8 protein-coding genes are annotated in these 13,027 nt (G+C 66.7%); 3 read left to right on the forward strand and 5 right to left on the reverse strand.

What is annotated here, in order from left to right; translation table 11 throughout:
* Positions 1-369 precede the first annotated feature (369 nt).
* Together OG792_RS20855 and OG792_RS20860 are read right to left on the reverse strand one after the other, a co-directional pair.
* Positions 370-1,044 (reverse strand): hypothetical protein, encoded by a 675-nt coding sequence (locus tag OG792_RS20855; protein ID WP_329101368.1) that lies wholly within the window; start codon positions 1,042-1,044, stop codon positions 370-372.
* A 524-nt stretch (positions 1,045-1,568) separates the two neighbouring features.
* A complete protein-coding gene (locus OG792_RS20860) occupies positions 1,569-2,036 on the reverse strand; it encodes a helix-turn-helix domain-containing protein (RefSeq protein WP_329101370.1) in 468 nt (155 codons plus the stop codon).
* An 800-nt stretch (positions 2,037-2,836) separates the two neighbouring features.
* Here OG792_RS20860 and OG792_RS20865 point away from each other — a divergent pair.
* The 3 genes from OG792_RS20865 to OG792_RS20875 all read left to right on the forward strand — a co-directional run bounded on the left by OG792_RS20865 (position 2,837) and on the right by OG792_RS20875 (position 10,818).
* Positions 2,837-6,127, forward strand: coding sequence for a DEAD/DEAH box helicase (locus OG792_RS20865; protein ID WP_329101372.1), 3,291 nt, complete (start codon positions 2,837-2,839; stop codon positions 6,125-6,127).
* Positions 6,128-9,163 carry a UvrD-helicase domain-containing protein gene (locus tag OG792_RS20870; protein WP_329101374.1) on the forward strand — a complete coding sequence of 1,012 codons (3,036 nt, stop codon included), beginning with the start codon at positions 6,128-6,130 and terminating at the stop codon, positions 9,161-9,163.
* A gap of 176 nt (positions 9,164-9,339) precedes the next feature.
* Positions 9,340-10,818 carry a recombinase family protein gene (locus OG792_RS20875; protein WP_329101376.1) on the forward strand — a complete coding sequence of 493 codons (1,479 nt, stop codon included), beginning with the start codon at positions 9,340-9,342 and terminating at the stop codon, positions 10,816-10,818.
* Here the strand turns inward: OG792_RS20875 and OG792_RS20880 are convergent.
* Genes OG792_RS20880 through OG792_RS20890 form a run of 3 tightly spaced genes read right to left on the reverse strand, consistent with a single transcriptional unit; the run spans position 10,806 to position 12,599 of the window.
* Positions 10,806-11,312, reverse strand: a complete 507-nt coding sequence (locus OG792_RS20880; protein ID WP_329101378.1) for an HAD domain-containing protein — start codon at positions 11,310-11,312, stop codon at positions 10,806-10,808. The genes OG792_RS20875 and OG792_RS20880 overlap by 13 nt on opposite strands.
* Complete coding sequence (locus OG792_RS20885; RefSeq protein WP_329101380.1) at positions 11,309-11,641, reverse strand: hypothetical protein; 333 nt, start codon at positions 11,639-11,641, stop codon at positions 11,309-11,311. Before OG792_RS20885 ends, OG792_RS20880 begins: the two co-directional genes overlap by 4 nt.
* A gap of 13 nt (positions 11,642-11,654) precedes the next feature.
* Positions 11,655-12,599: a hypothetical protein gene (locus OG792_RS20890; RefSeq protein WP_329101383.1), complete on the reverse strand. Its 945-nt coding sequence runs from the start codon at positions 12,597-12,599 to the stop codon at positions 11,655-11,657.
* Between the last annotated feature and the right edge of the window lie 428 nt (positions 12,600-13,027).

Genomic DNA, 13,027 nt, shown 5'->3' on the forward strand with positions numbered 1-13,027 from the left:
TCACCGTCTATCGATCACCGACACGCCGAGCTTCGGATCCGACGATCTCCCCTTCTATGCACCGCCAGGCGGCGAAGCTGCCATGCCGCAAGAAGGTCTGCCCAGGCATCATGGTCACCATGAACGCTGATTGGGTCACTATCGCAGCCTACGAGAACACCCCTGGCTGTCCGCGGCCGTTGGCTGCGGCCCGCGCTTGACTGCGTGACCGGGGCATCGATTGGATGCCCTTCGAGTCGAGCGAGGTCTACTGGGGTCTGGCCTGCGGTATTGGCCCTGATGGTCACTGGCACGGCTGGTTCGACGTCCGTATCCAGGCTGCCGCTCTGCGCCGCCTCGGGCTGCATCCCGACCAGCCGACCGCGACGGTCACCGGGCCGACCCCGCCCGGCTGGTGGCATGCCGCCGCAGAACGCAACGCTCAGGGAAACAGCAATCACTTTTGAAACACGGCCTAGATGCTGGACGGCCCGCATTCCGGTCTGCATAGCAGCACGGAATGCGGGCGATCGTGCGACCCCGTGCGGCCGTCTCCGCGACTCTATGCCGGAAGCCGCCCGCCCAGACGGCGCGGCCGTAAAGCTGCCGGTGCAGCGGCGTGAGATCCAACGGATCCAGGTCGTCCCCGAGGCTGGCTCGGGTGGCGGAGATGTCAGCGAGCACCCGCCGCAATGGCCCGGCCGCCCGGTCCCTTGCCCGGCCTGCGTCCGGGTCTGCGGCGAACGCACCGGTTGCCTCGCTCGAACCGTCGCGGGCCAGCCCGAACAGCGCCGGGCTCGCCACATTCAGCCGGGTGATCGCCCAGGACGCCTCGTCGTAACGTTGCTGCACCTCGGCGAAAGACACCGCCGGGTACAGCAGTACGTCTCCGTTTGGCAGGTCCGATGGCTCCTCGGTCATCGGCGGCGTCTCCCCGGGGCGAAACGGCACCTGGTATTTCACCAGCCGGCCGATCCAGTCAGGGTCGACGTCGCCACCATCACCGATGCGCCAACCGACACGCGCTTCCCGGGCGGCCTCCTGCGCCCGCTGCAGATTGGCCATTAACCCGGCGACCGCCCGATTGCCCGCCGCGAGCAGCGCCGCCGGGAACGGGCGGTCCGACTTCGGCGTAGTCCGTACGACGGCGGGGCGTGCCCTACCGGCCGCCGCTGCGCCTGCCCCGCATCCCGTCCTGCGCCAGCGACGGGCCGGAATGGTACACATTCCCGCTCACCCTGCTATGGCACCACCGAGCGGCCCGGCGGGACAAGAGCCTTCTGGCCAAATGTATAGGTGGGGTGGGATGTGAGCGGGTCGGGGTGTGAAATCGCCCCAGCGGCAGCAGCTCACGTATGGCGGTGTGTCGTGAGACGACCACCGCCAGGGCGGATAACACGCGTGCGCCGACGCGGTCGGCCAACTCCCGAGCCAACGCACCGGTTGCGCGCCAAGACGCGGCGTGCGACGCTCATAACGCGTCCAGGACGCCGGGAATCTGTTCATCGCCCTCGTCCACCACGTCATCGATTGCCAGCGAAGACATCCCTGAGAACACGATCGCGATAAGCTCGTTGATCTTTCGCACGTCAAATCAGCGGTGCCGACCACGCTTCGTCACCACCGAAATCGGGACACTCCCGCCCCAGGCGACTGATGGCAGATGTAGGTGTCCTGCAGGCGGACGGTTTCGGGCGACGTGTGTGCTCCTCAGCACGCTGCTCGGCGGCGACTGTGCGATAGTTCACCCGGCTGCCGCTGCGCGTGACCTCCCGGCTCACCGTCGACACCGCACGGCCAATCGACACGGCGATCGAACGTAGCGAGGCTCCGGCCTCAAGATCCCGAGAGATCGACTCCCTGTCCTCGGCGGTCAGACGATCCGCCCGACACACCCGATCAGCCGGGGCGATGCTGCCATGGTGCTTCAGCACCGTGAAGAACGATCCCGGTGGCTCACCCAGTGCCCGGAAGATCACGCTGATGGAGTCACCGGCGCGCCATCGCCGCCATAGATCCATTCCATCGTGTCTGACATGCCGGGCCGACTCATCCATGCCGCAGGTCACCCATCTACCAGCACCGTTGCATTGACCATCTGAATTTAAGCCTCGCAGCCTGGACGATCGTGCGGTCACCCCGCCGGCGCACCTCGACAGTCCTCGCCTTGAACTCCGGCGTGAACGCCCTTACCGGCCGGCGCGGTTCTTACCCATGTCTTCCAGATGAACATCCTCCCGAAGGGGCTCACAGCCCCCTGATCGCGGATGTCCGTCAAAACGGGTCAGGCCCAATCTGACCAACAGAACCACCCAATGATGACCCTTCGGCCCACCAGATCGGTCAGTCACACACACCTGAACGTCCTCCAACCCCCGTCGATCAAGCCCTTTCCTACTGCCGGAAGCGCACCTAGATTGGTGCGGTGTCGGCCAATGCCTCAATCTCTCGGCCTCAGGCACACATCCGCCGTCGAACGGCTGGACCGCGCGGTGACGACGAACCCGTCCGGACATCAGCAGCGTCCGGGCCATCAGGGCGGGCCGGACGGTGGCCCCGGCCGGACCGGGGGCCTGCACGCCAAGCCGCCCCTCGACCCTCCGCCACGTCCGCCGGGGCCGTCGATCCGGCCCCACGACAGCCACTGCCGGAGACCGGGGCCCCATACGGTGGCTCCGCCCCCGCCGGTCCCCACGCTCGGAGGAGAACACATGACGGCGTTGCCGCAGGACGGGCAGGGCTACGGGACAGTCCGAGTCGACCATGGAGGATGACAGTGCGCGCGCTTGGCGGAGCAGGCCGGAGGATCTTTCCCGATCCAGGTGTCCTCGCGGTCACACATGGATACCACCCGCTGGTGACGGATGCGACCGCCATGCTCGCTACCGGGCTCTTCACTGACGTACTGGCTCTCGGCGCCGATCTGCCCGATCCTGCGGGAGCGGTTGAGCGGGTGAGACAGATCGTCGTCCCGACGGTCAGCCTGCCTGAAGGGGTCTACTGGTTCGGGGGCCTAGACCCCGCTCCGCTGCTCGTGGTCACCTCAGGCGCGATGCCCGGTGCGGGGATTCACGAGCCGGCTGCCGAGGTAGCCGAGGACTCTCCCGTGGCCTCTGCACTGGGCTGGTTCGACCACCTCTGGGACAGCGCCCACGAGGTGCCGCTGCCCCGATTCGACGTCACCGACGAGGTGATCACCCGAGCCGGGCAGGACGGCATGATCAAGTCCCGTCAGTTCGTGCACGGTCGATGGATCTACCAGGTCTTCGCCGGCAGCCGCATCCAGCGTGTCGAAGAGGGCGCCCTGCTGCCGAGGCCGACGGTCGACTCCCCCGACGCATGGGTACGCACCGAGCCCGCCCCCGCCGAGCGCCTTGCCGCCACCCTGACCAGGGCGAAGCTGGAGAAGCAGTTCACCGACACGGTCTTCTCGTTCCGGGCGACACGCACCATCTTCCGGCCGTACCAGTTCAAGCCGGTGATGAAGTTGCTGAGCACAGGGTCCCTGCGGTTGCTCATCGCGGACGAGGTCGGTCTCGGCAAGACCATCGAAGCCGGACTGTTGTGGACTGAACTCGATGCCCGCAGGCACGCGGACCGGGTGCTCGTCGTGTGTCCCTCCGTACTGCTGACCAAATGGCAGCACGAGATGCGCGAGAGGTTCGGCTTCGAGTTGACCGAGCTCACCGGTGCGGGGCTGGCCGACCTCAAGGACCGTCTCGAATCGGATCGCCTGCCCAGGAGGATCGCCTGGATCTGCTCGGTGGAGCGGCTACGGGCGTGGAAGGGGCTGGCCGACATCGAGCAACTGGGTCTCCAGTTGGACCTGGTGATCGTGGACGAGGCCCACGTCTTCCGCAACTCGAACACCAAAAGCCACGCGTTGGGTGAGCTGTTGTCCCGCTGGGCGGATGCGTACGTCTTCCTCTCCGCCACCCCGGTGAACCTGCGCAGCAACGATCTGTACAACCTCCTTGAGCTGTTGGTGCCCGGCGAGTTTCAGGACCTGGCGGACCTGCAGGAGCGGATCGAACCCAACGCAGTCCTCAATCGGATCATGGGTTCGCTGCTCGACGCCTCGATCAGCAACGCCACACGTAGGCGGTGGCTGTCGAACCTGTCCGACAGCACGTTCGGCCGCGTCATCACCCTGCGGCCTGATTTCTTACTGTTGTGCGAGATCCTTGAGCGACCTCACCTGTCCCCGACCGACGTGGTCCAGGTCAAACGGATCTGTAGCGAGTTGGGCGGGCTCTCGGCCCAGGTCACGCGCACCCGCAAGATCGAGGTCCAGGAGGACAAGGCGGTGCGAGAGCCGCGCCCCGTCCAGGTGCGCTGGACTCAGCGGGAGCACGACTTCTACCAGGCATACCTGCAATGGTGCATCGAGCGCGCGAGGGTCAAGGACACTCCGCTGCACTTCGGCATGCAGATGCCGCTCCGCCTCGCGGGCAGTTGTCTCCCCGAGGCGGCGGCACTTGTTCTGACCGCGTGGCAGACACCGGGCGTGCAGGATGAGGTGAACGCTACGGCGAAGCCGTCGGCGGCTGTGCTCGGTCCGGATGTGCCGCCGTCGCCACGGTTGCGGGATCTGGCAGCCGGCATCGACGTGGACACGAAGCTCGAGCGGCTGCTCCGCGTTGTCGACGATCTGATCAGCCAGGGCAGGCAGGGACTCGTCTTCACGTTTTCCCGGAGGACGTTGTCCTACCTCGAGAGGCATCTCCGAAGCCGGTGCAGGACCGCGGTACTGCACGGTGGTGTCGGCAAGGACGACCGGGCCAGGGTCATGGCCGATTTCCGGGCAGGTGGCTACGACATCGTCGTGGCGACCAAGGTCGCGAGCGAAGGCCTGGACTTCGAGTTCTGCTCCGTTCTGATCAACTACGACCTGCCATGGAATCCGATGGAGGTCGAGCAGCGCATCGGTCGGATCGACCGGATAGGCCAGACCGAGCAGAAAGTTGTGATCATCAACTTCACGACGCCCGGGACGATCGAGTCGGACATCATCGAGCGGCTGCTCACCCGGATCGGCATCTTCGAACACGCCATCGGGGCGCTGGAACCGATCATCGAGAGCATATGGCCCGACGTCGAGTCGACCCTGCTCGACTTCGCCCTGACCCCAGCCCAACGAGAGCAGCGCACTAGGGAGTTCCTGGCGGCGGTCGCGGAACAGAAGCGGGCCGCGGACGAGATCGAGTCGGCGGCGCCCCACCTCATATCAAGTGATGGCGTCGACATCGAGGGCCTCGAACCCGATCTACTCGCATCGGGCCGGTATGTCGGACAGCAGGAACTGGCCCTGCTGGTGAGCGACTGGGTGGGTAGCTACGGTGGACGCTGCCAGGTCCGTGGCGACCACGTGACCGTGATCGGCAACAGCGAGCTCGCCGGTCACGTCCGTGACCTCGCGCTGCGCGGTGAAAAGACGAGGTCCGAGGTGGACCAGATCCTCAGCGACCTGACACATCAACTGCCGGTTCAGCTGTCCCTGGACCAGGAGGCGTCCCGAACCACCGGGGTGCCGCTCCTGACGGCCAACCACCCGTTGGTACGGGCGGCGTTGGACGTACCAGGGCACCGGCAGACCAGATTCTCCGCGATCACGATGCCGGCGCACCGCGCCGGGGTGGCCCCGGGCACCTATCTCGTCCATCTCTGCATCGCCAACTGGAGCGGTGTCAGGCCACTGCATGAGGTATGGACCGCCACCGTTGACGCCCGGACCTTACAGGTCGCCCCAGACCTGGGTGACCGGTTGATGGCGGCTGTGGCAGCCGGAAACCTGCAACCCGCATGGTTCGACGGGTCGATCGACCTACGGCCCGCGCTCGACGTGAGCAGTGACCTGCTGGTCCGAAGGCATCTCCGGAGCCAGAACACGTTGGCCGCCGAGAACGAGGCGTTCCTCGCCTCACGACGACTCAGCGTGGAGCAGGTCCATCAACGGCGGACACAGGCGCTGGAGTCACGCATCGCCACCCTGCGGACCCGTGGCAGGGAGCGCATGGTGCCGCTCTTCGAGGCCCAACAGCGTCGAGAGGACAACCGCCACGCGGGCCTCCTCCAGGACATATCGGCACGATCGACAGCCATGCTCAGTACTGAGGACCTGGCCGTCTGCGTAGTGGAGGTGCGGTAGGTGGCCAAGATCAGCGACGAGGAACTCGCCTACGAAATCGCCACCAACCGAAGCTACCTGCGGGCGTTGGAGCGGCGACTCGCCCGGAAGAACCCCGAAATCTCCGTCACCGCGAACGAGCGCTACGTCGACAACGTCCCTCGGGGTGAACGGGCAAGCGTCGGCCCCCTCTACGGCCGAGTCGGCCTTGCCGGTCCGGACCGGGATCTCGGAATCGCCTTCTACATCGGTACGCGGTACCTCAACAGCGCGGACTGGGACTATCCGGTCATCAACTGGGCCGCACGGACAGCGAGGGTGTTCTTCGACCCGAACGCGACCCATGAACTAGACACAGATGTGGTGGTGCGCCGAACACTCACTGCGCGTGATGTAGAGGTGGTACACGGCTCCGACGACTGGGCGGTCGCGGTGCCGGCCGACCAGTCGCCTTTCAAGGCAGGGAAGCTGCGCGTTCCCCCGGCACCGCCGCGCCGGCAGGTCGGGCGCCCCACCGGCTCGACGTCGTCATCTGCCCGTACCGCCTCGTCGACAGACCGCCCCGCGGAGCAGGTGCCGAGAACCCGGCAGGCCACGGCACCCGGTCCGAGCACGCCAAGGATGGAACCACCGTCACCGGTTGCCCCTAGAGCGCGTCGGGCCGCCGTGGCGAGAAGGGACACCGCAGTCCGACTGCCACTGCCGGACAAACCGGCGGACCTGGCAACATGGCAACCGGACGCACCGCTCGTCGTTGCTTTCTCGGAGGGCTTCCGGGCGGATCCCGAAGGTATCGCGGCCGTGCGCGCGGTCGACATGGTGCGGCACTTGGCCCACGAACGACGGCGCGTGCTCATCGTGTCAGCATGGACTACCCCACTCCCGAAGATCGTCCGCAGGGTCCACAGCGCAGCAGCACTCGTCGGACTGCCCGCTGCGGATATACCCAAGATCGTGACCATCGTGCAGGACACCGAGTGGCTGGTCGGGATCGCCGGATACCCCAGCTTCACGGACACCCGAGAGCCGGACGCCCTTGACGTCGGCCGGTACGTCAAGGAGATCGTGGAGCAGGCCGTACCGATCTGTCGCCGACGCCTGGGGTGGGCGCAACGCGACGTACACCTGTCGGCGAAGCTCGAGGTCACCTACGAGGTGATCCGAATGGGCGGAGTGCCCACCGAACCACTGAAGCTGGGTAGGTATTCCGCAGAATGGATCGCGACTCTACCGCCGTTCGGAGCCGCCTGGGGGCAACTACGCTACCTCGCACTGTTCGCCCAACTGGTCACCTCGATCAGAGGCCCCGACAGCCAAAGGCCCTACGGCCACGTCATCGTCCATGGCGAACATGATTTTTCCAGTCTGTCCTGCGCCGTACTACGAGCGAACAACCCCACCGCCCAGTGGACGGTCCTCACCGATCTGACCAGCCCCGGATCACCGACCATCGACAGTCGCCGCACGGTCGGCATGGTTGAACGCCTCGGCGTCCCGGACAACCGCGGAGAAGTCGACGTGATCGCCGTCCACGGCGCCAGACTGATCAGACACACCGTCGCCCTGCCGATACCGAAAGCCGCTCCCGCCACGCCACCCGGAGTCCACGACCGGGCACCCGACCGCCGACCCCAACCGGCCGACCACCGACACCGCTCCGCCTCAGCGGCCGTCGACCTTGAGAACGGCATGCGTGCCATCGACGCGGTCCGTTACGCGCTGCACGCGCCCCGAACGGAGGCGATGACCTCCGTGCTCGCCACTCTCCAACCCGACCAGTACCGCCTGGTGACCCAACCGCCGACAATGCCCTTGATCATCCAGGGACACCCGGGTACCGGGAAGACGATCATCGCGGTGCACCGTGCGGGCTATCTGGTCAACGAGGAGACGACAAAGAAGGGCCAGATCCCACGGGTGCTCCTGCTTGGACCCACCGAACAGTACGTTCGCCATGTGTCACGGACGGTCAGGGAACTCGACCCGACCGGAGCCGTAACGGTCAAGTCACTTCCCGAATGGCTCGCCGAACTCGCCGGTCTGGGCACCACCACGGTACAGCCCGGTGAGGGGACGGCGGAGGACGTCGGCGGCTTCGTCGTGGCCTTGGCAAAACACGCGGTACTGGAGAGCCAGGACCGACCGGAATGGAAGGCGAGCCGTCTGACCGACATGGTCAAGATGACCTACGAGGCCATCCGCAGCAGCAACGACCCACACAGACGACCACCAACCAGCCAGGCGGAGCAGCGGTGGATCGAGGCGCTCCCACCGTTCCCGAAGGCATGGGGGAAACGTCGCTACCTCCCTCTCTTCGCGCAACTGGGCACGCTGCTCAGCGACAAACGGTCCAGGTACGAACACATCGTCGTCGACGAGGCCCAGGATGTCTCGGAACTCGAATGGAAGATCATCCAGGCCCACAACGCCAACGGACGATGGACAATCGTCGGCGATCTGAACCAACGCCGCCGGTTGGACATCAGCCACCTCGACTGGCACGAACTGGCGGAGCGACTTCACATACTTCCCGATGCCCAGCTGTTCCAACCCGAGGTCGTGGAACGGGGATACCGCTCCACCCAACCAATTCTCGACTTCGCCAACCGCCTTCTGCCACCCAACGAGAACCAACCCTGTTCACTCCAGACCGACGGGCCGGAACCGTCCGTCATCCGAGCCAGCACACCTGGCAAGCGCGACCTTCGGGCCGTCGGTGAGGCGGGCAGACTGTTGAACTCGTACCCCGGCGGAACGGCAGCGATCATCACCACCGATCCGGACGCCATCGACAAACTGCTTCTCGGCAACGGGTGGCGACGAACAGACACGGCAGCGGGTGCGGGCGACTGGACCAGGGAGGGACGTCGGCTGGCCGTCCGCACGCCCGACTCGGCAAGGGGTGTCGAGTTCGACGGGGTCGTGGTCGTGGAGCCGCGCTACTTCGTGCGACAGGAGGAATTCGCCGGGACCCTGTACACGAGCCTGACCCGGGCAAACCGGGAGCTTGTCGTGGTGCACAGCAAGCCACTGCCTGAACCGCTCACACAACGCTGACCGCCAACTTGCTGGTCTCCAGACGAAGTCTCTAGAAGATGTAGCGTGCTGTCGGGCTGAGCTTCCCCTGACGACGAGGAGGGCTGATTAGCAGGTCAGAGCCTGCTTACGGGGGTGACCGATTCGATCTGCCCGACGACAGCTGTTAGCGAAGCATCGACATGGGGAGGGTCCTGATGCAGTACGCGCCGGAGTTGGACGGCCCTGACCTGCTCGGCTGGTGGCTCCGGCAGCCGGACCGGCGAGGCCGCCTGCGGACACGGCGCCCGCAGGCACCAGAGCCCGTGGGCATACGGTTCGCCTTCTACGGGCGGATGTCGACCCGAGAGTTCCAGGATCGGCTGTCGTCGGCGCGGTGGCAGCGCGACTTCGCCGAGGAGGTGATCGACGGGCGAGGAGTGATCGTGGCCGACTTCTTCGACGTCGGTTTTTCCCGGCAGGTGCCCTGGCCACGTCGCCCGCAAGCCGCGCGGTTGCTGGTAGCCTTGGCCGATCCTGGCCGCGGGTTCGACGCGGTGGTAGTGGGAGAGTTCGAGCGGGCCTTCTACGGCAACCAGTTCCGGGACCTCGCGCCGTTGTTCAAGCTGTACGGCGTGCAGCTGTGGCTCCCCGAGCTCAACGGCCCGGTCGACGCCGGCGACGAACTGCACCTGTCACTACTGGCCCTGCTCGGCGTGCACTCCAGGCGGGAGGTCCAGCGTTCGCGGTTTCGGGCGAAGGCAGCCATGTGCGCCCAGGTGATCGAGCAAGGCCGTCATCTCGGCGGTCGGCCGCCGTACGGATACCGCCTCGTCGCGGCAGGACCGCACCCGAACCCCGCCCACGCCAAGTGGGGACGCGTGGCCCACCGACTGGAACCCGACCCATCCACCGCGCCGCACGTACAGTGGATGTTCGCCCAACGCCTCACCGGGCGCAGCGTCGCCGGAATCGCCCGCGACCTCAACCAACGGCACGTCCCATGCCCGTCCAGCGTCGACCCCGGCCGCAACCCCCACCGCAGCGGCGCGGGATGGACCCTGCGCACCGTGGCGTCGATCCTGGCCAACCCTCGCTACACCGGCCGGCAAGTCTGGAACCGGCAGCACACCGACCGCGGACCGCTCGACACCGCCGATGATCTGCTCGGTCAATCGGAGGTACGCCGCTGGAACCTGATGCAACAGTGGGTCATCTCCCGGGACATCGCCCATCCGCCACTGGTCAACGAACACGACTTCGTCGCCGCCCAACAAGCCAACGCCCGGCCTACACCGGCCGACGACGAAAGCGGACGCTACCTGCTGACCGGACTGATCCGCTGCCAGGAATGCGGCCGGATCCTCGACGCACACTGGGTCAACAAGCACGCCGCCTACCGCTGCCGCCACGGCCATCGCAACGCAACGGCAGATGGGATAGCCCGGCCGCGCAACGTCTACATCAACGAAGCCAAAGCGATCAAACAAGTTGCCCATTGGCTCGGCATCCCGGCCGCCGACCCCAACGCTGTCGTAGCCGCGCTACTCGAACATGATGTCCACGTCACCTGCGCCATCGGCGGAACGCTGACCATCACCGAGAACCTCACCTGGGCGCGATACACCGATCACCCGCCGTCCCGCACCAGCGCCGAGCGGAAGAGACCTCCACCGAGCCACCCTCAGCGGCCGTGAAGACCACCCGTGGGGGTTGCCGTGTCCGAGACTTCCTCGTTCAGCCATCGCGCGACGGCTTGGTAGTCCGCGTCGGTGAGGCCGCAGCGTGGATCCACGCGGTGCAGGAGCGCGGGAGCGCTGTGGTTCGCTGCTACCCACGTCCGGTCGGCGTCGGTGATCTCGTCGTCCACCCAGGCGAACCGGCGTCCTGCGGCCCACTCGACGAGGCAGCGCGTTTTCCAGTGCAGTCGACCGCCGTCGTCTTCGTCGTCTGGCCAGTCGACAACCGAGAGCTGGGGTAGGCCGAGCCGTGGTGCGAGCACCTCGTTCGCCTCGGCCATCCAGGTCGTGGCCCACACGAGATCACAAGGCAACGCGGCAAGCCGACGACCGTGTTCGGCGTCGAGACCGGCCAACAGAGGGTTGGCATCATCGCCCATCGGGCCCGCGGCGCTGGCGAAGGGCAGAAGCGTCCCGTCCACGTCGAGGAACAGCAGCGGACGATCAGTCACCGCGCAGCGCCGATCCCGTGCTCGGCCAGGCGGCGTACGCCCGCCTCACCGAAGTCCACATCCGGCCAGAGCTGGTGCGCTACCCAGTCCAGCCACTCGCGCGGCGGCTCATCGGCCCGGAAGTAGGCAATCCTCTCCCCCTCGTCCATGGGCGCGGATTCCCACCAGTGCCACCACACCATCAGATGCCACTCGCCGTCACCCATGCGCCAGCCGATGCTGTACCGCTCGATCTGCGGGTACGCCGTCCACGGCGGCAGGACCCGCCCATGGGCGTCAAGCTGTTCTCGTACGGCGGTGTCGAGGAGCTCGCGGGTGCGGTCGTCCACTGTTCGGCGCTCCTCAGCTCAGCTCTATGACGGGCCGGGTCAGGATCTCGTCGGCGTACCCGTCGTCAGAGGCGAGCCACTGGCCGAACTCCTTGTCGCAGTAGGCGGTCGCGAGGGTGAGCCAGCCCAGGAAGAATCCGCTGCCTCCACAGGTGGTGCTGCCGCCATCGCCGCCGCACACGATGGTGCGCTCGGTGGTCGTCTCATGCTTGTAGGGATCCTGCCCGATCGCCAAGCCCCATAGGTTCTTCTGCCTGTGCGGGCCGGTCTTGTAGTCGAACGGGTAACCGTCGTTGGGGCAGTCATCGCCCCAGCGGAACAGGGTTGCCGCACCGGCTCCACACGCCCACTCCCACTCATCCGCAGTGGTCGTCCGCAAGCCGATGCTCGCGAGCCCGGACATACCCTCGTCGAAGGAGACCTCCCTGGTCGCTCGGGCCCGCACCACCTGCCCGGCCTGGTCGAACTCGACCCTCAGCCCACCAGCAGATCGGAATGTGCTCACCCCGCCGAGCCGATCCCCTCTCGACGCGAGCAGTTCGAGTACCCGAGGGTCGTCCGGCGCCAGCGGAACCTCGCACGGGTCGAACGCTTCCACCGCGACCAGCATCGCCGGCATCTCGACCCTGCGTACCGGCGAAGTCATCGCGTCGACGTACTCGACCAGCGGAGGAAGACCAAATTCGCTGGCGCTGTCGGCGTAGCTGACGGCCTGGTGCGAAACGGGCTGGAACCGGGCCGCGTCGTAGCCGAGCGCCGGCCGTCCGCCGGGCACGAGAGCGAACCGCATCCCGTCACGGTCGAACAGCGCCACCCGGTGCGACCGCCCCACGTACGCCGTGCTCTTCAGGCCCACCACAGTCAGGTCGTGTCGATCGGCGATTTCCTGGGCCAGCCGGCCGGCAGCGCCGTCAGACAGATCGTTCCACTGATCGAAGCTGAGATCCGCGTACGGCATCGCGCAAGGATAGAGCCCAAGGCACCGATCACACAGCGAGCCGGCCTCAACACCTGAACCACCAGACGGCACCAACCGCGCCCACCTGACCACCCTCCGCCACCGTCTGCTGCACACCCCCGCCCGGCTGACACGCCACGCCCTGCACACTGACCCTGCGGCCCGCACTCGGCCACGACATACTCGCCGAAGTCATCACACGGCTGCGTCGCCTGCCACTACCGGCCTGACCACCGCCGCCCTGCCGGCCCGGAGCCACCCCGGAGACACCACCCACCCGGGGCGAACACCTTGGCTATCGGCATATCCACCCACGGCAAGCAACTACCCGCATCGCGGCCTCCCGAACCGGTCGCGACTACGATGCCACGGCGGACCGACGCACCCGCAGTCCAGACCAACTGACGCCTTCGCCTTCCGCAGGAGTT

The sequence above is a fragment of the Micromonospora sp. NBC_01699 genome, assembly GCF_036250065.1.
In the GTDB taxonomy this organism is placed as follows: Bacteria; Actinomycetota; Actinomycetes; order Mycobacteriales; family Micromonosporaceae; genus Micromonospora_G.